Here is a 26,029-nt window from a genome sequence, read left to right on the forward strand (position 1 = left end):
GTTGCTTGTCCATACTGCCTATCCTTAGCCATTGCTGGCTCAATAATAGGCAGTTACACAGTTTTATCTACAGTCTCAGCTAATCCAACCTGCATCACATTACGTTAAACTGTTCATCCCTATGAAAGTACATATTGAAGTGCCATAGATCATAGTCCTACCGCCCAATGGATGCCATAGCAGCCCCGGTAAGCTTCATCAGGTCGGCTGCAGCCATTTCAATCTCTAACCCACGACGCCCTGCGCTCATACAGATGCTGTCGTAATTCTCAGCACTACTGTCCAACACCATAGGCAATCTCTTTTTCTGCCCCAGCGGGCTGATGCCGCCCACCACATAACCGGTCGCACGTTCAGCATCGGTTGGGTTGGCCATTGCTACTTTTTTTGCTTTCAGCGCGCTAGCCATCGCTTTTAAGTCCAGTTGCACAGATACCGGCACAACGGCCACGGCCAGTTTACGATTATCACCGTTCATCGCGACCAACAGCGTTTTAAAGACGCGTCCATACTCCAATCCCAACGCTTCAGCGGCTTCCTCACCGTAGGACGCCGCCGCGGGATCGTGACTGTACTCGTGGATGTTGTATTTAACCTTACCCTTTTTGGCCGCGTTGATTGCCGGTGTCATTATTAGCTCCTTATACAGCAGAGCGGCCATTATAGGCCGCTCTGAATCAATCCTCTAATCACTACGAAATCTGGTCTTACCAAGCAATCAGCGGTGTTATTCGCGCATGCCGCGCCCGACGAAGACGTCTGCAATATCGATTACATCAATAATCGTCCCCTCCCCCCGACTCATACGGATCACTTTGTCCTGTATACGTATGATCTCTTCTGTCGCTGCATCGTATGGCAAACGTGCAGCAAGACTTTCTGGAACCGGATGCGCGTAGGAGCGTACTTCTCGATCCACAACTTCACCGCGTTCCAACTTACGCTGCCACCCCGGAGGTAATTCGCCTCCCCGATCCAGTTTCTTTTGCAGACCCGGAGGAAGATCTTTTACTTTTCCACCTTTATGTCCGTGCTCTACACCTTCTTCGGCATAGTACTCACGAATCAGGTCATGATCATGCGCTGCAAAATACTGTTTTTTATCCGACGTTCTATTCTTTTTATCGGCTTTGGCAGGCTTAGCTTTCTCTTCAGATTTCGCCTTTACTTTGGCTTTTTTCATCTCTTTTGATTGTTGTTTCTCGTGTTTATCATTACCTGCCCACTCAGGTTTTCCCGCTAAAGCAGGGCTAGAAGCCAACGCTACACAGATCAATCCAATCAATACACGCATATTCATCTACCTGTCGATTTTGCTGATTTTTGCGCCCTCAATGGTGAGGTTGTACATCAGCCCTTTATTAGAAAAAATAAACCCAATGATCGGTTGCTGGGCGGTATGGCTATCGATCTCTCCACCCGCACCAAATGTCGCCACGGCGACACTGCCGTCCACACCGGCTTCCCAACCATCGCTGTATAGAAATTTGTTCATCGCTTTCTGTGTCATAAACAGGATGACCTCAGACTTCATCTGAGCACCGAACTGCAAGCCTAAAGAGGCCGAGACCAGGTTGTAATAACCTTGGGTTTTTCCGCCTCGAAGCAATGCACCTTCGCCGTATTCTCCTCCAATGCCAAACCCAGCCTTGATCACCTCAGGAAAGACCAATACCCCAACCGCTTTCTGAGTGAGACGTTTACCGGACGATGAGCTTTTGTATAACTGAGACAGGGCTTCCTGCACCTTGGCGTTAATCTCCTGCCGCGAGGCCGCCTGAGCACTTGGAATCATCAGCATAACGCTGAGCAATAATAAAAAAGTGAGCTGTAGTTTCCGTAACATCATCAATTCCCCTTCTCTGGGATAGTTGTGTGTTACCTACCTGTAACGAGCCTGTGACCGAAAGCCGCAAGACTGTACAACAGCCGATCAGAGGTGTCCTGAGATTCAGATTAGTGCGGGAAGACGGTTCTGGCAAAAAGCGTGCGATGATCAGAGTGGTATTGGCAAGAAAAGTTCAGGGTAAAGCCAGACCTGATCAAGTGACAGGACATCACGATCAGGTATCTACAACGATGGTTCCTATTAATTGGGTATGGTTGGGTATCGCTGGCGCTCGCCCCAATCAACAGCATCAGGCTGACAAGGAGAGATGTTCGAAGGTGTTCATGTTCACCAGACACTGGGCATGGGTTTCAACATCAATTTCCTGAATCGGAAACTGCTTGTACCACTTAAATACCGCACGCTGCCCGGACGCAAGCCTCTCATTGAGGTTTGAGTGGTATTGCAGAGGGATAACCGCATGCAAAAACTGCGGCCGTCCAGCCGCACGCAGCAAAGTAATAGCATCGGGCTGTTGCCGCGCTTTATTGATCAGCAGAGCAATCAACTCCTGACTGATCAGGGGCGTGTCACAGGGCAGCACCAGCAAATGACTGTGCTGAGTGCTCAATTGATTCATTGCGGCCTGTACACCCGCCAACGGCCCCACAAACCCTTGGGTATCATCGGTCACCGTCTGCTCACCAAACCCGGCATACACCGACTGATTACGGTTACAGCTGATCACCAGCGCATCCACCAGCGGCCGCACTTTGTCCAGCGTCCAGCTGATCATCGGATCTTGCTTGAAAGGCACGAGTCCTTTGTCTTCACCGCCCATACGACTGCCCTGCCCGCCGGCAAGAATCACCGCAGCGACTGAGGTCACAGGTTTCAGATCAGATGATTTCATCACGCAGTCTCCGTGTCGGATCTGGCTTAAGCCAACAGGCCATTAAACGGGATAAATTCGAGCTGATCGCCCTTTGCAACAGCCTGCTCGGAAGGGATAACCAACAAGCCGTCGGCCATGACTGAAGAGCTGAGCACACCGGAGCTTTGACTGTGTGCAGGCGCCGCGCTTAGCTCGCCATTCTCTGCGCTGAGAGCGGCACGCAGGAATTCCTCACGTGCGACCACTTTCTTACGTTCGTAACCACTTTTCACCAAGAAGCGTTTTGGCAACACCTCTCCACAACCTTGCATGGTACGAATGTAGGGGCGTGCCAACATCAGGAATGTCACCAGTACCGCACCGGGGTTGCCCGGCAAGCCGATAAATGGCGTGTCTCCGACACGCCCATACGCCAGCGGTTTGCCCGGCTTGATCGCCAGACGCCAGAGCATCAGCTCGCCGAGGCTTTCAACAGCCGCTTTGACATGATCTTCTTCGCCCACCGATACACCACCGCTGCTGATCACAAGATCAGCGTCTGCAGCAGCATCCTTCAAGGCATTGCGCGTAGCGTCCGGGTCATCTTCGATAATTCCCGGGAAAACCACGTCAACGCCCATCGGCTCCAGTAGCCCCTGAAGGGTAAAATAGTTGGAGTTGAAGATTTTGCCGGGACCACAGGACTGCCCGGGTAGAACCAGTTCATCACCGGTCGTCAGCACCGCAACTTTAATTCTGCGGTACACATTTACCTTCGGAACGCCCACCGAAGCGATGACCCCCAGATGACGACCATCCAACACGGTGCCTTGTGCAACAACGCAATGGCCCGGCTGAATATCCTGCCCCTCAGGGCGGATATGATCCCCCTCTTCGGGATGAATCAGCAGCTGAATATCATTCCCCACCCGTCGGCATTGCTCCTGCATAATCACGGCATCCGCACCGGGAGGGATCTCTGAACCCGTAAAGATGCGGGCGGCCGTACCCGGCTCAAGGCTCTGTCCCTGCTCACCCGCTGCAATACGCTGGCTAATCGGAATGAGCAAGCTTTCCGGTAGCGATGTGGTGTTCACCGCATAGCCGTCCATCGCACTGTTATCCGCGGGCGGGACGGAAATTGTGGAGCACACATCAGCGGCCAGCACACGACCAACAGCCTGATCAAGCGCCAGCTCCTCCGTACCGGAAACAACGCTGGCCGATGCCAGCAGCTTTTCTAACGCTGTGTTAAAAGGCATTAAACGATCGTAATCACAGCTACAGGCAGTCATAAAGTCTCTCCGGCAATCGGGTCGTACAGGTCTTCAGGCAATTCTTCTATGCATCAATCAGGAACGGGAGCCACACGCCGTGTTCACATTCGGCATCACCATCTCAACAAAATTACACGGACGATGACGGGCATCCAGCTGTTCACGGATGATTTTTTCCCACGCCGTTTTACAGGCTTTAGGTGATCCTGGCATAGCAAAGATCACCGTACGGTTGGCGACACCTGCAACTGCACGTGATTGAATGGTCGATGTACCAATCTCGTCATAGGAGATCTGGCGGAACAGCTCACCGTAACCTTCAACCTGTTTATCAAACAATGGCGTCAGTGCTTCCGGCGTGGTGTCACGTGCGGTAAAACCAGTACCACCTGTCACCAGAATGATATGCACCTCAGGCTGTGCGATCCATTGAGACACCACAGAGCGCAGTTGATAGATGCAATCCGGCTTGATTTCACGCCACCACAAGGCGTGGCCAGCATCGGTGACACACTGTTGCAGCGTGTCGCCGGACGTATCGGTCTCCAGTGTGCGGGTGTCAGAAACGGTTAATACCGCAATGTTGAGCGGCTGAAAAACCGCATCTTTTTTTGCGTGCCCCATCTGGAGTCTCCATCGGAATCATCATTAGTGCACCGGCTGGCATCTGCGTTGTCACGTTGCAGCTGTTCCAGGCGGTGCTCAAGTTGTTCGATTACCTCAACGAAATCTTCTGTTGAGGCTTTTTTACCAAGGCGCTTCTTATGGCCTTGCTCATAAAGCTTTATGTGTTGATCAGCTTCTACGCCACATTTGTCGAGACACGCTGCGACACAATGCATCTGACAGCCATCAATTGCGATGATATTGCGCCCTGACTGTGCCACTTTAACCAATGCAGGTACGCCGCCGCCCACGCCAGAAATACAGGACATTTCGGCCTTGCCCTCATGATCGAGATGTACCGCCACGTCGTTCGCCAGCTGCGCCACGCTGGAACAACCCGAGCAGGCATAGACTAACGGCAGGTCGCGGCGTTTCATCCCATTAACCCTTTCAAACCGGTCACACTCAGGATCGTCAGATGGCACCCATCGACTTCCAATAACCCACGGCTTTTAAAGTCACGCATCACACGAGAGAAGGTTTCCGGCTGCATCGCCAACCGTGCGGCGATGAGTTGCTTGGCCACCGGCAACTTCACCTCCACCCGTTCGTCGTCACCTTTCACCAGACTAAGCAAAAAACGGATCACCCGATGAGACGCACTTTGCAACGTCAGGGTTTCGATCTCTGCCATGCTGTTTTGTAAACGACACGCCATCGCGGCCAATACGCCAAAACAACTTTCTGAGGAATCACGTAACAAACGTTGATAGATGTTACTGCTCAGAGAGATCACCTGACTGTGCTCAATCGCACTGGCGTTCACCGGATAGTGATGTTCGGCCATAAACATGGCAGCTTCGCCCACGGCATTATCCGGTGTCAGGACATTCATCACGATTTCGCGCCCTTCCGAGGTCAGACGAAACAGCTTGATACTGCCCTGTAACACGATGAAGAAACGCTCAGCTTCTCCATCTTGCTGGAATAAGGTTTGATCCGCTTTCAAATCGATCAGTCGGGAATGACTGGTGAGCGCATGAAACTGTTCATCGTTAAGTGCTGCGAGCAGCGTATGCTGACGAATCTGCCGAAGTGCCTCGGCCATCATGGTCTCTTTATCACCGATTTTATTCATCGCTCACCTAACCCCCGGTCATGTTCATAAACCGCAACACCTGTGGGGCGTCATCCTCAGCAAACTGATGGCCCTCCGGACGGCGGATGATCGCATCACGAATCAGTGCTTCGATGCGTTGAGATTCTCCGGGATAGCGACGTAGCACCTCGCGCAAATCAACCGAGTTTTCCTGCCCTAAACACAGCAGCAAGCGTCCCTCCGCAGTCACCCGCAGGCGATTGCAGCTGGAACAGAAATTATGACTATGAGGAGAGATAAAGCCGATTTTGCCCTGCGCACTTGGAATCCGATAGTAACGGGAAGGCCCACCGGTAGTATCCGTGCTCGGCAGCAGGCCGTAAGCCGTTTCTACGACCTGTCGCACATCATCGCTGGAGCAGTAAGCCTGTTTACGGTCGTGAGATTGGATCTGCCCTAACGGCATCTCCTCGATGAAACTGATATCGATATCACGCTGTTGCGCGTAATCCACCAGCGACAAGATCTCATCGTCATTGTGATTCTTCATCACCACAGCGTTGAGTTTGATCTTCTCAAATCCTTCCACCACTGCCGCATCAATACCCGCCAACACTTGAGGTAACATATCGCGCCGGGTCATCTTCGCAAAGCGCTCCGGATTGAGGCTGTCGAGGCTGACGTTAATGCGCTTCAGACCTGCATCTTTCAGTGGCTTAGCAAACTTGCTCAGCTGAGAACCGTTGGTGGTCAGGGTCACTTCGTCTAAACCCGGCAATGCTGAAAGTCTGGCGATAAGATCAACAATGCCACGGCGTACCAGCGGCTCACCGCCGGTCAGACGGATACGTTTAATCCCCAGATTAACGAAAGATTCACCCAGTGTGGCCAGCTCTTCCAATGAAAGCACTTTAGCCCGTGGCAAAAACTGCATATCTTCAGCCATGCAGTACACACAACGAAAATCACAGCGGTCAGTTACGGATAAACGGATGTAATCGATCTTGCGACCGTAACCGTCAATCAACTGTGTTTCGGGTGTGTTCATAGCTGAACTCCTGGGAAAGTAATTGCAATCGATTATCGCAACGCGCCCAAGGCTCAGGTATACCTCACAGGTGGTAAGAGAGAGGAATATTGGAGATAGGAATAAGCATCCAAATGCCCCATTTTATAAGGCATGACGGGCATTTTTCGAATACCCCTATAGGTCGGAAAAGACGTCAGGGACAAAAGCACGTTCTATTGATTTAGCGCAGGGTTATTGGCCTACTACGCCAAGAAAACACACAGCAGGTATGGTTTTAGGCAGCCTGCGGGCCAGTTCCGACCCAACAAGGTACAAAAAAGGCACCTAAAAAGGTGCCTTTCCACTTCATCGAGACAATCACTCCACCCAATACAACTCCGGCATACTATTGAAGTCATCCGCATCCACTTTCAGGTCTTTAATCACACCATCTTCGATGCTATAGATCCAACCATGAATCGTAAGCTCTCGGCCTGCTTTCCAGGCACGCTGAACCGGTTTGGTTTTACAGACGTTGCTCACTTGTGCCATCACGTTCAATTCACAGAAACGGTCAACACGGCGGTCTTCATCGGTTTCTGCACTGAGAATATCCCGATTTGCGTAACCGATATCTTTCAGGTGACGCAACCAGTTATCGATCAGGCCCAGATCCTGATGGCCGAGCGATGCACGCACACCACCGCAACCATAGTGTCCGCAGACAATGATGTGTTTAACCTTAAGCACATCAACCGCGTAGTGCAGCACAGAGAGACAATTAAGGTCTGTATGCAGCACCATATTGGCGATATTACGGTGAACGAAGAGCTCTCCCGGCATCAAACCCACAATCTCATTGGCGGGTACCCGGCTATCGGAGCAGCCAATCCAGAGATAATCCGGTTTCTGCTGCGCTGCCAGCTCTTTAAAAAAACCCGGACGGCGCTCTTCCATCTTCTTCGCCCAGGCTTTGTTATTGGCTAATAGATCAGAAAGCATCTTGTTCCCCTCGCAACCATGACATCAGAGACAGACGTCCCAACAGTGTCTACTGAACCAACAGGGCATCTGCGCCCAGTAACTCGATACCAGCAATTTCAGCATCACCCGCCAGCAACTGAATGTACTGATTTACAGCACGGCGGTAGTTACGTTCCTGCAGGTACATACGAATACGGTCTTCAACCGCTTCGTAAGGCAGTTGCTCACCTTCAACACGCTGGTCGATACGGACCACATGAAAACCGTAACGGCTTTCAACCGGTCGTTCTGCCAGGCCTACGTCAAGGTTAAACACCTGACGCTCAAACTCCGGCACGGTCTGACCTTTATCCAGCTGCCCCATCTGACCGCCCACTTCTTTTGATGGACAATCGGAATTCAGCTGCGCCAGTGCCGCAAATCGATCCGGGTTATCTTGCAGCGTGCTGATCAGCGACTCAGCTTCAGCCTGACGTGCCGCACGTTCTTCCAGATCATTGGGATCGGCACCCAGCAAAATATGGCTTGCTGCGATCAGTACAGGCGTTTTGAAACGCTCCATATTGGCTTCGAAATAACGTTCGCAAGTTTCTGGATCTGCAGTAGACAGGTCCACTTCTTGCTCCAGTAAGGTACTGATCAGTTGTTCGTAATCAGCATCGCTATCATCAGGAACAAGATTTAATTCTTTAGCGCGCTGTAATAACAGCTCGCGCACCACCAGCGACTGTGCAGCCTGCTGACGGGAGTCTTCCATTGTTTCCGCCGGGTAGTACTGCATCTCTTGCAGGATAGTCGTGGCTTCAATGGTTTTGCCGTTGACAATCACATCATCAAAATCCGGTGCTTCTGTTGGCAGGGAGGTGGTTTCAATCATCTGCATGAGGTTGCTCCTCAGACGGTGGTAAAAAGTAGAGACACCCGCGGCTTATACCGCAGGTGTCGGATCGATCTTAACGCTGACGTACGATCTGGTAACCGCGGGCGAAGTATTTCACCGGCGCGCTCCAGATGTGCACCATACGGGTGAATGGGAAGACAACAAACATAGTCAGACCCACAAAGATGTGCAGCTTGTAGATAAAGCCGACATTCACCAGATGGCTCGCCGCATCAGCCTGCAGTGTAACCAGACTCTGTGCCCAACCTGCGAGTAGCAACATCACGCTACCGTCCAGGTGACCCATAGAGAATGGGATGGTCAGCAGACCCAGTGTTACCTGTACGAACAGCAGGATCAGGATAAAGATGTCTGCTTTAGTACTGGTCGCTCGGACACGTTTGTCACCCAGGCGACGTTTCAACAGCAGGAAGCAGCCAACCCAGCACACCACACCCGCAATACCACCACTGATGATTGCAAGCAGCTGCTTACCACCGGTAGAGATAAACGGTTCGTACACCGCATGTGGTGTCAGCAGACCCACAAGGTGACCGAAGAAGATGAACAACACGCCCACGTGGAACAGGTTGCTCGCCATACGGAACCCTTTCGAGCTCAGCATCTGACTGGAGCTTGCGCGCCAGGTGTATTGTTCCCGGTCGTAACGAATCCAGCTACCGATCAGGAAGATGGCACCGGCGATGTACGGGTACACCCCAAACAAAAGATCATTAATGTAAGACATTCTATTTCTCCCGGGCCCCTCAGGAGCCGGTTGTACCTGTCGGAGACGGTTGAACACTCGGCTGAATATGCAGTGGTTTTGCGATATCCACGGAATCCAGTTCACGACGACGCTGAGTCAGCAGGCTATCGCCACAGCTGGACGCGCTGTCCTGAGCGCCACCCTCGGTGAAGCGCACCATCTCTTCTTCCCAGACTTTATCGAGTGCTTCAGGGGTATCGTCACGCGCTTCAGACGCAACTTTTTCCTTCAGCTCCTCACGCTCAACTACCACCCCGGTCAGGCTCAGCAGTGCTTCGAACAGCACCGCATAACCACTTTCCCGTTTGTGCAGTCGCGCTTCCAGCAGGGCTAGAATGTGGCTGATATCGGCCAGCCACTGGCGTACTTCCTGTTCCGGCCGTATAGACAGGAACTCAAGAAACAGCGGGATGTAATCAGGTAGCTCACGCTGGCTGATCTCAAAGCCCTGTTTCTCGTAGACGGACATCAGATCCACCATCGCCTGACCACGGTCACGGCTTTCACCATGGACGTGTTCAAACAACAACAGAGAGTGGGAACGTCCCCGATCGAACAGCGACACGTACTCTTCCTGAACATCCAGCAGATCGGAGGTGCAGATCTGATCGATAAACTCGATCAGCGCCGCTTTCTGTGGTTCTTCCAGGAAAACATCGTCGCGCAGTTCATCGATCAACTCCTGACGACCCTCCAGAAGCTCAGCTTCTGGATAGTCCATCAGGGCGGAGATGATTTTCAGATTACGCATCGGTCAACTCCTTCGGGTCTACCTGCTTCACGCCGCTGATCTTCTCGACCATAGTGACGTTCTGCTTCTTCGCCCCGAACAGGTTGAATTCAGTCTCACCACCGGCACAGCCGTTACCAAAGCTGAAGCCACAACCGTTACGCTCTGGGAAGGCTTCCTTCGCCAGTTCGCGGTGGCTGGTAGGAACGACAAAGCGATCTTCGTAGTTGGCGATTGCCAGGTAACGATACATCTCTTTTGCCTGTCCTTCGGTCAGACCCACTTCTTCCAGAACTTCCAGATTCAGCTTGCCTTCCACCTGTTCGTCACGCTTGTATGCACGCATCGCCAGGATACGCTTCAGCGCTTCCTTAACAGGCTTCTCGTCACCGGCAGTCAGCAGGTTCGCCAGGTACTTAACCGGGATTCGCAGGGAATCAACATCCGGCAGTGCACCGTTCATACCGATCTTGCCAGCATCAGCTGCAGACTGGATCGGGCTTAGTGGTGGCACATACCAAACCATTGGCAGTGTGCGGTATTCAGGGTGCAGAGGCAGCGCCAGTTTCCAGTCCATCGCCAGTTTGTACACTGGAGAGTTCTGAGCGGCTGTGATTACGTTGTCATCAACACCATCTTTGCGTGCCTGAGCAATCACTGCCGGATCAAACGGATCCAGGAAGATTTCCAGCTGTTTCTCGTACAGGTCCTGTTCGTTACCGGATGCTGCAACTTCTTTAATGCGGTCCGCATCGTAAAGCATCACACCGAGGTAACGGATACGGCCAACACAGGTCTCGGAGCAGACAGTCGGCAGACCGGACTCAATACGTGGGTAACAGAAGATACACTTCTCAGATTTACCGGTTTTCCAGTTGTAGTAGATCTTCTTGTACGGGCAACCGCTGACACACATGCGCCAGCCGCGGCACTTGTCCTGATCGATCAGTACGATACCGTCTTCTTCGCGTTTGTAGATCGCACCGGATGGGCAAGATGCTACGCATGCAGGGTTCAGACAGTGCTCACACAGACGTGGCAGGTACATCATGAAGGTGTTCTCGAACTGGCCGTAGATATCCTTCTGTACGTTGTCGAAGTTCTTATCTTTAGAACGTTTGACGAACTCAGTACCGAGGATCTCTTCCCAGTTCGGACCCCATTCGATCTTGTCCATACGGTCACCGGTGATCAGTGAGCGTGGACGAGCAACCGGCTGGTGCTTACCTTCTGGCGCGTTGTGCAGCTGCTGGTAATCGAAATCGAACGGCTCGTAATAATCGTCGATCTCAGGCATATCCGGGTTGGCGAAGATATTCGCCAACACACGCCATTTACCACCGATACGCGGCTCGATGTTGCCATCGGCTTTGCGAATCCAGCCACCTTTCCACTTGTCCTGGTTCTCCCACTCTTTCGGGTAACCGATGCCAGGCTTAGTTTCAACGTTGTTGAACCAGCCGTACTCCATACCCTCACGTGAGGTCCAGACGTTCTTACAGGTGATTGAGCAGGTGTGACAACCGATACACTTATCGAGATTCAGCACCATGCCTACTTGGGAGCGAATTTTCATTTGGCTGCCTCCTGAACGGTGTTGTTGTCTTCACCATCCAACCAGTCGATGTTCTTCATCTTACGAACAACTACAAACTCATCACGGTTGGAACCAACAGTGCCGTAGTAGTTAAAGCCGTAGGACTGTTGTGCATAACCACCGATCATGTGAGTCGGTTTAGGGCATACACGGGTTACCGAGTTATGGATACCACCGCGGGTGCCGGTTGTTTCTGCACCAGGTACGTTCACGATACGTTCCTGTGCGTGGTACATCATGGTCATACCTTCATTCACACGCTGTGATACCACCACACGGGCAGCAATCGCGCCGTTGGTGTTGAAGATCTCAACCCAGTCGTTATCTTCGATACCGACTTTTGCTGCATCCACTTCAGACATCCAGATAATCGGACCACCACGAGACAGAGTCAGCATGATCAGGTTGTCACTGTAGGTGGAGTGAATACCCCACTTCTGGTGCGGTGTGATCCAGTTCAACGCGATCTCTGGGTTGCCGTTTGGCTTGGCATTCATGATCGGGTTAACCGACTTGGTGTTGATCGGCGGACGATACGACATCAAGCTTTCACCGAAGTCACGCATCCACTCGTGATCTTGATAGAACTGCTGACGACCGGTAACCGTACGCCAAGGGATCAACTCATGAACGTTGGTGTAACAAGCGTTGTAAGACACGTGCTCATCTTCCAGACCTGACCAGGTTGGAGAGGAGATGATCTTACGAGGCTGCGCCTGAACATCACGGAAGCGGATTTTTTCCTCTTCTTTTGGCTTCGCCAGGTGTGAGTGATCAAGACCGGTGTACTCACCCAGTGCTTCCCACGCTTTCACTGCAACGGTACCGTTGGTTTCCGGCGCAAGGCTCAGGATCATCTCAGCCGCATCGATCGCTGTTTCCAGCTTCGCCCGACCTTCAGATGCACCCTCTTCGGTGTGAGTCCAGTTGAGTTTCTTAAGGAAATCGACCTCTTCCTTCGTATCCCAAGTGATACCTTTACCGCCGTTACCCAGAGATTCCAGCAACGGACCTACAGAAGTGAAGCGCTTGTAGGTATTCGGGTAGTCACGTTCAACCACCGCCAGATTTGGCATGGACTTGCCTGGAACCGGCTCACATTCGCCTTTCTTCCAGTCCAGTACGCCCATCGGCTGTGCCAGTTCTCCCGGAGTATCGTGCTGCATAGGAACAGTAACGATATCTTTCTCAACACCCAGGTGACCAACGCAGACCTCAGAGAATTTCTCAGCAATGCCTTTGTAGATATCCCAGTCAGAGCGCGCTTCCCAAGCAGGGTCAGTCGCTGCAGACAGAGGGTGAATGAACGGGTGCATGTCCGATGTATTCAGGTCATCTTTCTCGTACCAGGTTGCAGTTGGCAACACGATATCGGAGTAGAGACAGGTGGTAGACATACGGAAGTCCAGCGTTACCAGCAGGTCAACCTTGCCTTCAGCGCCCTTGTCATTCCAAATCACTTCTTCCGGCTTCTTACCGTTGTCTTCACCCAGATCTTTGTTCATCAGACCGTGGTTTGTACCCAGCAAGTATTTCAGCAGGTACTCGTGACCTTTACCGGAGGAACCCAGCAGGTTAGAGCGCCATACAAACATGTTACGCGGGAAGTTTTTCGGGTTATCCGGATCTTCACAGGCGAAGCTCAACGCACCGGATTTCAGCTGTTCAACCGTGTAATCCTGTGGTGACTTGCCCGCAGCTTCTGCCGCTTTTGTCAGCTCCAGTGGGTTAGTACCCAGCTGAGGCGCAGATGGCAACCAACCCATACGCTCTGCACGTACGTTGTAGTCAATCAGGCTACCGGTCCACTTGGACTTGTCAGCCAACGGAGACAGGATCTCATCAACGTCCAGCTTCTCATAACGCCACTGGCTAGAGTGGTTGTAGAAGAAGGAGGTACCGTTCATGTGACGTGGTGGACGCTGCCAATCCAAACCAAATGCCAGAGGCAACCAACCACACTGTGGACGCAGTTTTTCCTGACCCACATAGTGTGCCCAACCACCACCAGACTGACCGACACAACCACACATGATCAGCATGTTCATCAAGCCACGGTAGTTCATGTCCATGTGATACCAGTGGTTCATACCGGCACCGACGATGACCATGGAGCGACCTTTGGTCTTGTTGGCGTTATCAGCGAACTCACGCGCAACCTGGATCACCACATCGCGTTTAACACCGGTAATCGGCTCCTGCCATGCAGGGGTGTAAGGCGCGTTGTCGTCGTAGGAAGTCGCAACAAAGTCACCACCCAGACCACGGTCAATACCGTAGTTCGCCAGCATCAGGTCGTACACTGTCACGACGAGTTTTTCGCCATCGACAGTATTGATGCGTTTAGCCGGCAGATTGTGATGAACAACGTCAGCAAACTTGTTGTTGGTAAAGTGTTCGTTTTCTTCACCGCCGAAGTAAGGGAAGCCAACAGACACGACTTCATCGTGGCTATCCAGCAACGACAGTTTCAACGTAGTTGAACGGCCTTCGCTTGCTTCTTTCTCTTCAGTGTTCCACTTACCTTTTTCACCCCAACGGAAACCGATAGAACCGTTTGGTACAACAAAGCTGTTGCTCTGCTCATCAAAGGCGACTGTTTTCCATTCAGGGTTGTTGTCTTGTCCGAGGCCCGCATCAAAGTCGGATGCACGGGTGAATCGACCTGCAGCGTAACTGCCATCTTCACGCGCTTCCAGTTCTACAAGGAACGGCATATCCGTGGTTTTACGCACGTAGTCGGTGAAGTACTGGCTTGGGTTATCAACGTGGAACTCTTTCAGGATGACATGACCAAATGCCATCGACAGTGCAGCATCTGTACCCTGTTTCGGGTTCAGCCACAGGTCACAGAGTTTCGCAACTTCGGAGTAATCCGGTGTGATACCGACGGTCTTCGTACCTTTGTAACGCACTTCTGTAAAGAAGTGAGCATCCGGGGTACGGGTCTGAGGTACGTTAGAACCCCAAGCGATGATGTAGTTGGAGTTATACCAGTCAGCCGATTCAGGTACGTCGGTCTGCTCACCCCATGTCATCGGAGATGCAGGTGGCAGGTCACAGTACCAATCGTAGAAGCTCAGGCAAGCACCGCCAATCAGAGACAGGTAACGCGCACCAGCTGCATAAGAGACCATGGACATTGCCGGGATTGGAGAGAAGCCAATCACACGGTCAGGACCATGCTCTTTAATCGTGTAAGTGTTAGACGCAGCGATGATCTCGTTAACTTCATCCCAGCTTGAACGTACAAAACCACCCTGACCACGAACAGACTTGTAGGACTTCGCTCTCGCATCGTCTTCTACAATTGATGCCCATGCCGCCACCGGATCGCTATTGCGGGCTTTCGCCTCACGCCACAGCTTCAACAGGCGTTTACGGACAGTTGGGTACTTCAAACGGTTGGCACTGTAGATATACCAAGAGTAACTCGCGCCACGTGGGCAGCCACGTGGTTCATGGTTTGGCAGATCCGGGCGTGTACGTGGGTAGTCAGTCTGCTGGGTTTCCCAGGTGATCAGACCGTTTTTCACGTAGATTTTCCAGCTACAAGAGCCGGTGCAGTTTACGCCGTGGGTCGAACGCACGACTTTATCGTGCTGCCAACGCTGGCGATAACCGTCTTCCCAATCACGACTTTCATCGGTGGTCTGGCCATGACCGCCAGAGAAGCTCTCGGGCTTTTGTTTTTTCAGATATTTTAATCGATCAAGCAAATGGCTCATGTCTTATCTCCTGAAACCCCTTGGTCAGGACTGAGCCCATCTTAGATGGACTCGGCGGTTTTACCCGGTGTGCAATAACCTGATCTGCTCAAGGATCGGGCCACCCCAACAACCGGATGACGGCTGGTCTGTTACAGATTTATCTGCGTCCGTGCAGTCCATCTGCGTTTACTGTGAGACCCAAGTTACGCCACTATCAGCCGGAGACTGTTGACCCAGATCAACATCCAAAATGCGCAAAAACCTTGCTAATCAACGAGTTACCACCAAAGAGGTATATCGAATTACCGGTTTAACCTGATGATTTATAAAGGTTTTTTAGAGACAGGAAGAACAAGGGGGTAAGTGAGGGAGTAGCCAGGGTTCTTAATGGGTACCACTTCAACAGCCGACGTGGGGAAGGCTAGAACAGCGGATATTTTGTAGATAGCACACCAAAATATGGGGCCTGTTTTTAGATGCTGGGTATCGCTACGCTCGACCCAAGCTGCAGTGAGATTACTGGAGACTGAGTAGCAAATGTTGGGTTCGACCCAACCTACAGGCAAAGTACGCTCGTAGTCTTCGTAGGTTGGGTTGAGCAACGCGATACCCAACAGCTATACGAAACACCTCAACAGCGCACAAACGCAAAAACGGGGTCCGAAGACCCCGTCAAAACACCTAAGGGAGAAAAATCTTAAGGGTTTTTGAACTCAGCTTTAGGGCCGAGGTAGTACCACCAGTTCAGTACCAGACATACCGCGTAGAATACCGCGAAGCCGTACAGAGCAACTTCTGGAGTCGCCAGCTTGATCTGCTCACCGAAGATTTTAGGGATCAGGAAGGCACCGTAAGCCGCTACCGCAGAAGTCCAACCCAGTGCAGGACCTGCCTGCTCTTTCGGGAATACCATCGCGATAGTACGGAAAGTGGAACCGTTACCAATACCAGTTGCGGCGAACAGCACCAGGAACAGGATCAGGAATGGTACGAAGAACTCTTCCGGAGTTGCAGACTGGTAAGCCGCTTTCAGGAAGTAAGCTACACCCAATGCACTTGCGATCATTACGACAGCAACGTACTGAGTCACTTTAGCGCCACCCACTTTATCCGCAATCCAACCGCCAACAGGACGGATCAGTGCGCCGATAAATGGTCCCATCCAAGCGTACATCAGAGCAGATGGGCCGTTAGCGTTCACAGTTTCGTGGGTCAGTACACCGTCTACCATGATGTGCTGGTAACCGAATACGACTTTGATCGCCAGGGCGAAACCTGCGGAGTAACCGATGAAGCTACCGAAAGTCATGGTGTAGATAACACTCATCACCCAGGTGTGCTTGTTTTCAAAGATCTTGAACTGACGCTGCAGATTTGGACGGATATCACCCGGGATCATCTTCATCAGCATGATGGTGCTGAAGAGGATACCCGCGATCACAGGCCATTTAGCCCAGCCTGGTGCACCCATACCCAGTGGTGCAGGCAGAATCACATACAGACCACATGCTGCGGTGAAGAAACCGATCAGCAGCAGGCCAGTGATTTTACCCATCGCACCTGCAGGAGAACCGATATCAGGAGATACCGCTTCGGTACGGATGTTGTTCATGCCGAACCAACCCGCAATCGCCAGAGGGATCAACAGCAGCAACCATACAAAGCCAGCATTGTGGATGTAGGTTTCAGAACCCGCAGGGATCTTACCGATCAGCGTACCGGAGGTGTTTTCCAGAATCATCGGCTCACCACCGAAGATACCAAATGTCATCACCAGTGGGATCAGGATCTGCATGGTAGTTACACCTGCATTACCCAGACCTGCGTTCAGACCCAGCGCCAGACCCTGCTGACGTTTCGGGAAGAAGAAGCTGATGTTGGACATGGACGATGCAAAGTTACCACCACCAATACCGGACAGGAACGCCAGGATCTGGAACACATACAATGGCGTATCTTTGTCCTGCAGCGCAAAACCTGCACCCGCAGCCGGCAACATCAACAGCGCCGTGGTAAAGAAGATGGTGTTTCGACCACCCGCAATACGAATAAAGAAACTACTCGGGATACGCAGCGTTGCACCGGTCAGACCGGCAATACCCGCGAGAGTAAACAGTTCAGCTTTTTCAAAGCCAAAACCGAGGTTCAACATCTGTACTGTGATGATGCCCCAGTACAACCACACGGCGAAACCACTCAGCAAGCTGGGGATCGAGATCCACAGATTTCGGTTCGCCACCTTCTTGCCTTCGGATTCCCAGAACTTGGTGTCCTCGACATCCCACGTGCGTAGATCAGACATAACTGATTCTCCAGGCTTAGAGCAGAACAGGAATGTACTTCCCGTCCTCTTATATGTGTTCAAATGGCACTTTCTGATCTCTTCAAACCTAAACCGGCCCCCCGGGTGTCCGCCATCCTAAGCGTCCAGGTTCTCTTTCAGAAAGTTATTCTGGATCGCCTCCTGCAAACGCTGCTTCTGGTCCTGTTTGCTGATGCCGTAAAACATGGTGACCATGCATACCGCCAGCAGACCGTAAAGCAACATGAAGCAAGAGCTACGAACCCCAAACAGGTCTGTCACCAGACCAAAACTGATCGGCAGTACAAAACCACCAATCGCTCCCAGCAGCCCGACAGCGCCGCCCACAGTCCCCATCCGATCGGGGTAGTAGTCGTACACCATGCGAAACACGCTGGCTTTGCCAAATCCCATTGCCACACCCACAATCATCACTAGTACAGTAAACATCCAGACCGGCATCTCGAGCAGAAACGTCATGTCTTGCTCAGTGCCATGAATAGTCATGGTTGTAGGTGGATAGGAAAGGAAAAAGAGACAGATCAGACAGATCCAGAAAACCGACCAGTTCACCCGGCGCGCGCCAATCTGATCCGCACACCAGCCACCGATAACCCGGGTTAACGCACCGGGTACAGTGAACAGCAAGGTCAGGAAGGACGCAGTTTTCAGATCCAGTCCATATTGAGTGACGTAGTATTCAGGCAACCATAAGGTCAATGCCACGTAGCCACCGAATACGAAGAAATAGTAGAGACCGAAACGCCATACACGCAGATCAAGCAGTGGGATAAACAGCTGATTCAGCTTAGGTTCGCTCTGTTGCTCAGTGCGGCGCTGATGCACCGGGTCGTCCTGTGTCAGCAACCAGAACAACAGCCCCAGCAACACCAGTACGAAGGCGTACGCCACCGGCGCCATGCGCCAGCCGTAAGCGATAATGATCAGCGGCGCAACAAGGTTGGTCAGTGCCGCACCCAGGTTGCCAGCACCGAAGATGCCCATCGCCAACCCCTGATTGTCACGGGAAGCCCAGGCAGATACATAATGGATTCCGATGGCAAAACTACTGCCGGCCATACCAATACAAAGGCCCAGCGCCAGATACTGCCAGTATGTTTCAGCGTACGAGAAGGCGTAGAGCGGAATACTGACTAGCAGGACTAAGCCCGTCATCAGTTGACGGCCGCCAAAGCGCTCTGCCAACATCCCCATCGGCAAGCGAGCCAGCGCACCACTCAGGATCGGTGTCGCCACCAAAAACCCGAATTCCGTCTCGCTCAACTGTAGTTCATACTTGATCTGTACACCGATTACCGAGATCAACGTCCAGACAGCAAAGCACCCTGCGAACATCAATGTGCTCATAATCAGTGCTGATATTTGCTTTTGAGTATCCTGGGCCATCACAATCTCGGAGGTGTTTGAACTTGCGTTAAGTCAAAACCTATCCCTCACAGAGCATCCGGGTATTGATCCGAATCAAGTTCTAACTTACTGAAAAGATGGCGGTTTTATAGGAATACCTCCTTAGTGGTACCTCTTATTTCCTTTGTAAGCTGCTGTTTTAGCTGATAATTTGTGGACTTTAGTAGAAGGCGTAAGAAAACGCTTTTCAGCGACTGGTTCTTTATGAGTACCGCCAGTCAATCACGGGGCTTACCTATGAATTTCCTCAACCAATCGATCATCACTCGTCTTGGTACCGCCATGTTTGCCATCAGTTTGATGGCGCTGATCAGCATGATCAGCTCGGTCATTGTGGCGGAAAGTACACAGGGGGATGCCGCGGGTATCAACCTGGCCGGCTCATTACGAATGATGTCCTACCGCATTGTGGCTGAAACCCAACAGCACGAAATTCACGCATCGGAAAACACCCTGCAGAAAGTACAAAATTCGCTGGATGAGTTCGAACAACGCATCAAAAGCCCCAAACTGGCGAACGTTATTCCCAGTGACAGTGAACACAATCAGCGACAGTTCTATGAGAGCCTGATTGACGAATGGCAGAATGAACTCGCCCCCGCTCTGACCATGGCAATCCAGGCAGGTCCACGTGGAAATGCCGAATATCTGCGCAGCTTCGAAGAATTTGTCCCCAAGATCGATCATCTGGTGCAGCTTCTAGAGGAAAGCACCGAATCCAAGATCAAGTTACTCAGCCTGGTACAAGGCATCAGCCTGTTTATGACCATCCTGATCATCTTCATCGCCATGTATGACATCAAAAGTAACGTCGTAGAACCGCTGGCCCAACTGCTGGATGCCGCCAAAAAAGCCGGTCAGGGTAACCTTGATGCCCGGGTGTATTACCAGAGTGACGATGAACTGGGGCTGCTAGGCACAACCTTCAACCATATGGCCGAAGAACTATCCAAAACCTATACCGATCTTGAAAACCGGGTGCAGAAAAAAACCGCGCAGCTGCGCAACACCAACGAAACCCTGCAACTGCTGTATGAAGCTACCCGCCGCTTTAACCGCGACGAAGATATCTGTCGCCGCCTGATGCCCGTCATGAAAAAGCTGGAAGAAGTCATTCCGGTAGGCCCGGTCCGCGTCACCTTGTGTGAACCTAACCAGCGCAACAGCTATCGCACCTTAACCACTCAGCTTCTGGAACGCCCGGATGATTGCGCCAATCAGAGCTGTGATGTGTGCCTGGTATCACGCATCGACAACAAAGTACGCGACTCGCTGAGCATTCCGATTCAGACCCGAGAGGCGTATTTCGGCGAATTTATCGTTGAATTCAACCCGGATACTCCACCGTCAAACGAGCAGATACGTCTGCTCACCACGTTAGTGGAAAACCTTGGCACTGTGCTCTCGCTTGAATTGAAGGCAGAAAAAGAACAGCAGATGTCCCTGATGGAAGAGCGCGCGGTTATTGCCCGCGAGCTGCACGATTCACTGGCACAATCCCTCTCTTATCTGAAGATGCAGGTCAGCCGATTGCAGATTTTGCGTAAAAAGCATGCGGATGAAAGCCAGATTGATGATGTGACCAATGAGCTGAAGGAAGGCTTGAACAATGCGTATCGTCAGTTACGAGAACTGCTGACAACCTTCCGCCTGACACTGGACCAACCGGGCCTGAAACCGGCTTTGGAAGCGACCATCAAAGAGTTCTCTGAGCGCTTGGATCTCGATATCGGACTGAAGTACAGCTTGCGCCACCAAAGCCTCAGCCCGAACGAAGAGGTGCATGTTTTGCAGCTGGTCCGTGAAGCCCTCGCGAATGTCGTTAAACACAGTCAGGCCAGCGAGGTATCGGTCCATGTTATGCAACCCGGTGAACAGGTTGAAGTCTGCATTGAAGACGATGGTATCGGATTACCCAATGACAAAGACCTCACCAACCATTATGGTCTGGTAATCATGCGCGACCGCGCCAGCACCTTGAACGGCGACCTGTCGGTTAACAATCGCGACGGCGGTGGTGTTCAGGTCATGATGCGCTTCCGCCCTAAACAGAGATAAGTAGCAGGATTTTTTATGAGTGACATAAGCAGTGAGCAAGGTAGCAAGGCATCGATCCTATTGATCGACGACCACCCGCTGCTACGAAAAGGTGTAAAACAGCTGATCGAACTGGATACCGATCTGGAAGTGGTTGCTGAAGCCAGTAACGCTCACGAAGGATTAGCACAAGCATTGGAACACGAGCCTGATCTAATCTTGCTGGATCTTAATATGCCCGAGATCAACGGCATCGAGACCCTGAAGATGCTGCGTGACGATGGCGTCAGCTCACGCGTGGTGGTCTTTACAGTGTCAGACAATGAAGAGGATGTGGTCGCCGCCCTTAAAGCGGGTGCCGACGGATACCTGCTGAAGGATATGGAGCCTGAAGAGTTGCTGAGCAATCTGAATCAGGCAGCAACCGGGAAAATGGTCATCAGCGAACGCCTGACAACCCTGCTTGCGCAAGCGCTACAAAGTAAACGCACAGCCTCGAAAGGGCCAGACATCAGCAGCCTGACCCCGCGCGAGAAACAGATCATTAAATTGATTGCCGCGGGCCTGCCGAATAAACTGATCGCTCGCAAACTGAGCATTACTGAAGGCACTGTGAAAGTTCATGTGAAGCACTTGCTGAAGAAACTGAACCTGCGCTCACGTGTAGAAGTCGCCGTTTGGGCAGTACAGGAAGGCCTAAAATAGGCCACCAGCACCACGCCTCAACAGGTTATCTCTGACAGATCCGCAGACCTCCAGAAAGGACATACACGCTTCCCGGAGGTCTGCGGATGCGGGTGTCAATCACCGCCGACAGGCTGCTCTATATTCGCCAGATGCCCGATGGCATAGTCATTCATTAACACACACAAACAGCTCAACAGATCATCACTAAGGTCATTCAACTCCTCCTGAGCCTTCGCAACCGCTTGCATGTCTCCTGACGCTCCGTGCAGACAAACATCTTCACCGCAGTGATGTACCTGCTTGTGCAGATCGATAATCTCCTCAAACAGCGTTGAGCCGCCATATCGCTGATTCCCTTCATTGTACAACCACTGGCCAAAGCGACACTCGCAGGGATCCAGTGGCGGTATAAACTGATCATCAGAATGTACATAACGATCAATGGCCCGGACCCAGGCACGGTGTTCAATCGCCGCAAACAGCAACGACAGGTCATCACGGCTGATGCGCTGCTGGCGTTGCCACACCTTAGGTGGTTTCCACTGAGCCATCCAGCCGGCCACTTCATCCGCTGGCATCGGTTTAGCAATCGCGTATCCCTGCCCCAACTCACATCCCAGTTGCAGCAACATCGTACCGTGCTCAATGTGCTCAACACCTTCAGCGATAACCTGACGACGGAAGGCTGAGGACATCCCCATGATGCCTTCAAGAATCGCCAGATCATCCGGGTCATCCAGCATATCCCGCACAAAGGAGCGATCAATTTTTAACACTGCGGCCGGTAAGTGCTTCAGATAGGTCAGCGAAGAATACCCGGTACCAAAATCATCCAGCGCAAAGCTGACACCGATCGCCTGACAGTCCCGCATGACCGCCGACACTTTCACGATGTCCTGCAAGGCGCTGGTCTCCAGCACTTCCAGCTCCAGGCTTTCAGGACGTACATTCGGATATGCAGCCAACATCGCTTGTAATCGCCGCACGAAATCGGCCTGCTGCAGTTGCAAGCCACCAATGTTCACACTAACGGGAATATCCAGCTCGGCCATATTCCAGCGTTCGATCTGCTGTAACGCCTGCTCTATCACCCATTCACCCAGATCAACGGCAACGGGCTGATCTTCGATCACGGGTAAAAATTCTGCGGGCTGCAACAGCCCTTCTTCCGGATGATTCCAGCGAATCAACGCTTCCATACCCACAACCCGGCCGCTACGCATGTTCACTTTCGGTTGGTAATGGAGTTGGAACTCATTTTGTTTCAACGCCTCAGCGATACGGCCTTGGCTTTCATGTTGACCGCGCATACTGCGATCATGCTCCGTATCAAAGAAGTAGTAACGGTTTTTGCCCGACAGCTTGGCCTGATACATCGCCTGATCGGCCTGACGCATCAGCTGATCCGCATCAACATCTTCCATCTGCGGATAGAACGTCACTCCAAGACTGGCAGATACTTGCAGCACCAAGTCATCTATCAGGATAGGCTCTGCAATAGTGTTCAGGATACGGCGTAACATTGGAATTGAACTCGCGGCATCCTCTATGCCAATCAATACCGCAACAAACTCATCCCCACCCAGACGGGCAATCGTGTCACCTTCACGCAACACACGCTGAAAACGATGTGAAATAGCCATAAGCAGGTGATCACCAACCTCATGACCGTGGCTATCATTGATCTCCTTAAAACCATCCAGATCGATATAAACCACCGCTAACCCCTGTCCCCGGCGGTCTTCCTGATGCATTGCCTGACGCAAACGATCAGAAAGTAAAAGACGGTTAGGTAGGCTGGTTAACTTGTCATGGTAGGCACTAAACTCCAGCTGATGTTGCTGCTGTTTCTGGGTCGTGATATCAGTGCACACTCCCACCCACTTGTAGGGAAGACCACTGTCATCAAGCAATGGCAATGCACGGTCACTCCAGAAACAGTAGGTTCCATCTTTATGCTGGATTCGATATTCATAGCTAATAGGCTGGGTTGAGGTTCGGTGCAACTGCACAGCATCAACTAACATCCCAGCATCTTCTGGATGAATCAGTTTGAGCCAGGTTTCAATATGGTGTGAAACCTCCCCCTCGTCATAGCCGAGAATACGATCAATATCACCAAACCACTGCAATGAGTCGGTGGCGACATCCCACTCATAGATCAAATCATAGGCGGCCTTGCCAGCCACCTTAAATCGCTGCTCACTTTCACGCAGCGCTTGCTCAATCCGCTTGATCTCTGAAATATCTACGGAAATACCGCAGAGCGCATAAATTTCACCGTCCTCTGTACGTAAAGGCAGCTTGGTTGTTTTATACGTGGTCGGTTCGCTGGTACCGAGTATTTTGACGGTCTCTTCTTTCCGTAAGGCCTCGCCCTGCACCATCACCTGACGATCATTCTCCCGGATATGCTGTGCACTCTCCGCGTCGAAAAATTTTGTATCGGTAAAACCTACAATGTCCTGCTCTTCGCTGTGCCAGATATCACGAATAGGTTGGTTAGCAAACAGATACCGTCCCTCGTCATCTTTCAGATAGATGTAAGCATCCACGTTATCCAAAATTGTACGCAGTTTGCCTTCACTCTCCGCCACCTGCTTCTGTGCAGTAACGATATCCGTAATATCATGAGCGATAACGAGTATCTGGTTATTACCCTGCGCATCAAGAAACGGTTTTTTGATCGATTTGAAATGACGCACCTCTCCCGTGGCAGAATCGGTACTATCTTCGTACACCACTTCGGTTTCACCGCGAGCCATGACAGCCAATACATTTTCGCGGAAGAACTCGACCATTTCAGCGGGCACACCAAAATCACCGTCATCCTTGCCGACCATCTCTTCTGGCGTGGTGTGATACAAGCGGGCCACCGCCTTATTGCCTAATAGGAATTTTCCATTGCCGTCTTTAAGCACCAGCACATCCGGCATTTCGTCAATCACGGTCCTCAGCAGCAATTCCCTCTCGTGCAAGGCGCGCAAGGATGTCCTGAGTTGTGATTGAGCCTGCTCAGCCTGATGACGGGCTTTTGAGGCTGAACTTACGGCACGCGCCATTTCCAGAAATGCCACAAGGAGGATCAGTGAAGCCAATCCATACCCCAGACGCATCGCAATTAAATTCTCGGCAGGCCCCACAAAAGACGACGTCGGCACAGCAGCCACTTGCCAATGCCCTACCGGCAGTTGAATGTCAGTCAGTTCAGGTTGTTCATTAAACAACGGAGCGCGACCAAAAAAGACATCTCCGTTCACACCTAACGCATCGCGCCCACGAATCGCAATCTCAACCGGCAGTTCATGATTTAGGATGCCACTATTCCGATACAAACTCTGTTCATCGATCAACGCACTGGCGATGCCCCAAAAATAATCCTCTCCCTTACTGTTTTCAAGAATGACTGGCATCCGGGCGATAAACGCAGTTCCACCTTCAATCAGTTCCACGGGGCCCGCCAATACAATACCTCCAGATTCGCGGGCCCGCTCAATGGCACCAAACTGGTTTGGCACCTGACGCAAGTCGAGCCCCAAGACGTCTTCGCCATCAACCAGCGGGTAAATCAACTTGATCTTCAAATCAGGCGCAGCAGACAACCCAAGTAGTTGAGTATTTTTTTTCAACAATGCAGCAGCGGCTTTCTCGAACGCACGCTGATCTAGCTGAGGATCGGTTGCCAATGCCGCAACCAGTCCTTTCGCCAACTGCATATCACTAATCAACGTGTTTTCTAATTGATTGCGCAGGGTATAAAGATGCTTCTGAACCTCTGCACGTCGTTCCGTTGCATAACGCTCAGCACTGAGCGCTTCAGCCAGATAAATACCAAGTGCCAGTGCGAAAAAAAGAATCAAGCCCAGTATATAAACGGCTGGCGGGGTGAAGTGAGTTGTCGCGGGCGGGGCTGATGACTGCTCACCCGCATCGGAACTAGAAGGTTGGGTCAACCGCATGATGATCTGTTCCTTTGTCTGAGCATCCGACTACTACGATTGATTCAATCGCCAGTCAAAGGCAAGGGTCCAGGATCTCCACGATTCAAACACATCGGAGATCAATCTGAATAGTTGCACAATAACGCGCACGCAGCAATTCAAACAACAAACGATTAGATGCCCCATTGTCGTGGAACAAAGTACGGGGATACGCAACGGATATGCAGACACATAAAAACGCCAACACTCTAACGTATCTGGGAGATAGCAA

Annotated in this window: 20 protein-coding genes; 2 read left to right on the forward strand and 18 right to left on the reverse strand. The window is 51.7% G+C overall.

Annotated elements, in window-relative coordinates; genetic code table 11:
- Window positions 1-157 precede the first annotated feature (157 nt).
- The 17 genes from ybaK to IOQ59_RS18785 form a co-directional block, all read right to left on the reverse strand.
- The gene (gene ybaK / locus IOQ59_RS18705) at window positions 158-631 is read right to left on the reverse strand and encodes a Cys-tRNA(Pro) deacylase (RefSeq protein ID WP_193954994.1); all 474 of its coding nucleotides are present in this window, start codon (window positions 629-631) and stop codon (window positions 158-160) included.
- 96 nt (window positions 632-727) lie between these two features.
- A complete protein-coding gene (locus IOQ59_RS18710; RefSeq protein WP_193954995.1) occupies window positions 728-1,294 on the reverse strand; it encodes a hypothetical protein in 567 nt (188 codons plus the stop codon).
- A gap of 6 nt (window positions 1,295-1,300) precedes the next feature.
- Window positions 1,301-1,849, reverse strand: coding sequence for a BPSL1445 family SYLF domain-containing lipoprotein (locus tag IOQ59_RS18715; protein WP_307727063.1), 549 nt, complete (start codon window positions 1,847-1,849; stop codon window positions 1,301-1,303).
- Window positions 1,850-2,138: 289 nt separating this feature from the next.
- Window positions 2,139-2,741, reverse strand: coding sequence for a molybdenum cofactor guanylyltransferase MobA (gene mobA, locus IOQ59_RS18720; protein ID WP_193954997.1), 603 nt, complete (start codon window positions 2,739-2,741; stop codon window positions 2,139-2,141).
- A 26-nt stretch (window positions 2,742-2,767) separates the two neighbouring features.
- Window positions 2,768-3,997 (reverse strand): molybdopterin molybdotransferase MoeA, encoded by a 1,230-nt coding sequence (locus IOQ59_RS18725; RefSeq protein WP_193954998.1) that lies wholly within the window; start codon window positions 3,995-3,997, stop codon window positions 2,768-2,770.
- Between the two features lie 57 nt (window positions 3,998-4,054).
- Window positions 4,055-4,603: a molybdenum cofactor biosynthesis protein B gene (moaB, locus tag IOQ59_RS18730; RefSeq protein ID WP_193954999.1), complete on the reverse strand. Its 549-nt coding sequence runs from the start codon at window positions 4,601-4,603 to the stop codon at window positions 4,055-4,057.
- A complete protein-coding gene (locus tag IOQ59_RS21410; RefSeq protein ID WP_193955000.1) occupies window positions 4,549-5,022 on the reverse strand; it encodes a putative zinc-binding protein in 474 nt (157 codons plus the stop codon). The genes moaB and IOQ59_RS21410 overlap by 55 nt, the downstream gene beginning before the upstream one ends.
- A complete protein-coding gene (locus IOQ59_RS18740) occupies window positions 5,019-5,723 on the reverse strand; it encodes a Crp/Fnr family transcriptional regulator (protein WP_193955001.1) in 705 nt (234 codons plus the stop codon). The genes IOQ59_RS21410 and IOQ59_RS18740 overlap by 4 nt, the downstream gene beginning before the upstream one ends.
- Before the next feature lie 7 nt (window positions 5,724-5,730).
- Window positions 5,731-6,732 carry a GTP 3',8-cyclase MoaA gene (moaA, locus tag IOQ59_RS18745; RefSeq protein ID WP_193955002.1) on the reverse strand — a complete coding sequence of 334 codons (1,002 nt, stop codon included), beginning with the start codon at window positions 6,730-6,732 and terminating at the stop codon, window positions 5,731-5,733.
- 339 nt (window positions 6,733-7,071) lie between these two features.
- Complete coding sequence (can, locus tag IOQ59_RS18750; protein ID WP_193955003.1) at window positions 7,072-7,695, reverse strand: carbonate dehydratase; 624 nt, start codon at window positions 7,693-7,695, stop codon at window positions 7,072-7,074.
- Between the two features lie 49 nt (window positions 7,696-7,744).
- Entirely contained in the window at window positions 7,745-8,560 is an 816-nt protein-coding gene (locus tag IOQ59_RS18755) for a peptidylprolyl isomerase (protein ID WP_193955004.1), read from the reverse strand.
- Window positions 8,561-8,630: 70 nt separating this feature from the next.
- Window positions 8,631-9,305 (reverse strand): respiratory nitrate reductase subunit gamma, encoded by a 675-nt coding sequence (gene narI / locus IOQ59_RS18760; RefSeq protein WP_193955005.1) that lies wholly within the window; start codon window positions 9,303-9,305, stop codon window positions 8,631-8,633.
- A 19-nt stretch (window positions 9,306-9,324) separates the two neighbouring features.
- Window positions 9,325-10,077, reverse strand: a complete 753-nt coding sequence (gene narJ / locus IOQ59_RS18765; protein ID WP_193955006.1) for a nitrate reductase molybdenum cofactor assembly chaperone — start codon at window positions 10,075-10,077, stop codon at window positions 9,325-9,327.
- The gene (narH, locus tag IOQ59_RS18770) at window positions 10,070-11,632 is read right to left on the reverse strand and encodes a nitrate reductase subunit beta (protein WP_193955007.1); all 1,563 of its coding nucleotides are present in this window, start codon (window positions 11,630-11,632) and stop codon (window positions 10,070-10,072) included. Before narH ends, narJ begins: the two co-directional genes overlap by 8 nt.
- Window positions 11,629-15,381 carry a nitrate reductase subunit alpha gene (locus IOQ59_RS18775; RefSeq protein ID WP_193955008.1) on the reverse strand — a complete coding sequence of 1,251 codons (3,753 nt, stop codon included), beginning with the start codon at window positions 15,379-15,381 and terminating at the stop codon, window positions 11,629-11,631. The genes narH and IOQ59_RS18775 overlap by 4 nt, the downstream gene beginning before the upstream one ends.
- A 679-nt stretch (window positions 15,382-16,060) precedes the next feature.
- Window positions 16,061-17,665: an MFS transporter gene (locus IOQ59_RS18780; protein WP_193955009.1), complete on the reverse strand. Its 1,605-nt coding sequence runs from the start codon at window positions 17,663-17,665 to the stop codon at window positions 16,061-16,063.
- Between the two features lie 117 nt (window positions 17,666-17,782).
- Window positions 17,783-19,033: an MFS transporter gene (locus tag IOQ59_RS18785; protein ID WP_193955010.1), complete on the reverse strand. Its 1,251-nt coding sequence runs from the start codon at window positions 19,031-19,033 to the stop codon at window positions 17,783-17,785.
- Between the two features lie 297 nt (window positions 19,034-19,330).
- Between IOQ59_RS18785 and IOQ59_RS18790 the strand changes: the two genes are divergently transcribed.
- Window positions 19,331-21,151: a type IV pili methyl-accepting chemotaxis transducer N-terminal domain-containing protein gene (locus IOQ59_RS18790; RefSeq protein ID WP_193955011.1), complete on the forward strand. Its 1,821-nt coding sequence runs from the start codon at window positions 19,331-19,333 to the stop codon at window positions 21,149-21,151.
- A gap of 15 nt (window positions 21,152-21,166) precedes the next feature.
- Window positions 21,167-21,835 carry a two-component system response regulator NarL gene (narL, locus tag IOQ59_RS18795; RefSeq protein ID WP_193955012.1) on the forward strand — a complete coding sequence of 223 codons (669 nt, stop codon included), beginning with the start codon at window positions 21,167-21,169 and terminating at the stop codon, window positions 21,833-21,835.
- 95 nt (window positions 21,836-21,930) lie between these two features.
- Here the strand turns inward: narL and IOQ59_RS18800 are convergent, their stop codons facing one another.
- Window positions 21,931-25,776 carry an EAL domain-containing protein gene (locus IOQ59_RS18800; protein WP_193955013.1) on the reverse strand — a complete coding sequence of 1,282 codons (3,846 nt, stop codon included), beginning with the start codon at window positions 25,774-25,776 and terminating at the stop codon, window positions 21,931-21,933.
- Window positions 25,777-26,029 lie beyond the last annotated feature (253 nt).

The organism is Pontibacterium sinense (genome assembly GCF_015209595.1).
Classification (GTDB): Bacteria; Pseudomonadota; Gammaproteobacteria; order Pseudomonadales; family Balneatricaceae; genus Pontibacterium; species Pontibacterium sinense.

Bases quoted from the DNA above. Each gene is read 5' to 3' on its own strand.
- ybaK (WP_193954994.1), bottom strand. From the start codon at position 631: ATGACACCGGCAATCAACGCGGCCAAAAAGGGTAAGGTTAAATACAAC.
- IOQ59_RS18710 (WP_193954995.1), bottom strand. From the start codon at position 1,294: ATGCGTGTATTGATTGGATTGATCTGTGTAGCGTTGGCTTCTAGCCCT.
- IOQ59_RS18715 (WP_307727063.1), bottom strand. From the start codon at position 1,849: ATGATGTTACGGAAACTACAGCTCACTTTTTTATTATTGCTCAGCGTT.
- mobA (WP_193954997.1), bottom strand. From the start codon at position 2,741: ATGAAATCATCTGATCTGAAACCTGTGACCTCAGTCGCTGCGGTGATT.
- IOQ59_RS18725 (WP_193954998.1), bottom strand. From the start codon at position 3,997: ATGACTGCCTGTAGCTGTGATTACGATCGTTTAATGCCTTTTAACACA.
- moaB (WP_193954999.1), bottom strand. From the start codon at position 4,603: ATGGGGCACGCAAAAAAAGATGCGGTTTTTCAGCCGCTCAACATTGCG.
- IOQ59_RS21410 (WP_193955000.1), bottom strand. From the start codon at position 5,022: ATGAAACGCCGCGACCTGCCGTTAGTCTATGCCTGCTCGGGTTGTTCC.
- IOQ59_RS18740 (WP_193955001.1), bottom strand. From the start codon at position 5,723: ATGAATAAAATCGGTGATAAAGAGACCATGATGGCCGAGGCACTTCGG.
- moaA (WP_193955002.1), bottom strand. From the start codon at position 6,732: ATGAACACACCCGAAACACAGTTGATTGACGGTTACGGTCGCAAGATC.
- can (WP_193955003.1), bottom strand. From the start codon at position 7,695: ATGCTTTCTGATCTATTAGCCAATAACAAAGCCTGGGCGAAGAAGATG.
- IOQ59_RS18755 (WP_193955004.1), bottom strand. From the start codon at position 8,560: ATGCAGATGATTGAAACCACCTCCCTGCCAACAGAAGCACCGGATTTT.
- narI (WP_193955005.1), bottom strand. From the start codon at position 9,305: ATGTCTTACATTAATGATCTTTTGTTTGGGGTGTACCCGTACATCGCC.
- narJ (WP_193955006.1), bottom strand. From the start codon at position 10,077: ATGCGTAATCTGAAAATCATCTCCGCCCTGATGGACTATCCAGAAGCT.
- narH (WP_193955007.1), bottom strand. From the start codon at position 11,632: ATGAAAATTCGCTCCCAAGTAGGCATGGTGCTGAATCTCGATAAGTGT.
- IOQ59_RS18775 (WP_193955008.1), bottom strand. From the start codon at position 15,381: ATGAGCCATTTGCTTGATCGATTAAAATATCTGAAAAAACAAAAGCCC.
- IOQ59_RS18780 (WP_193955009.1), bottom strand. From the start codon at position 17,665: ATGTCTGATCTACGCACGTGGGATGTCGAGGACACCAAGTTCTGGGAA.
- IOQ59_RS18785 (WP_193955010.1), bottom strand. From the start codon at position 19,033: ATGAGCACATTGATGTTCGCAGGGTGCTTTGCTGTCTGGACGTTGATC.
- IOQ59_RS18790 (WP_193955011.1), top strand. From the start codon at position 19,331: ATGAATTTCCTCAACCAATCGATCATCACTCGTCTTGGTACCGCCATG.
- narL (WP_193955012.1), top strand. From the start codon at position 21,167: ATGAGTGACATAAGCAGTGAGCAAGGTAGCAAGGCATCGATCCTATTG.
- IOQ59_RS18800 (WP_193955013.1), bottom strand. From the start codon at position 25,776: ATGCGGTTGACCCAACCTTCTAGTTCCGATGCGGGTGAGCAGTCATCA.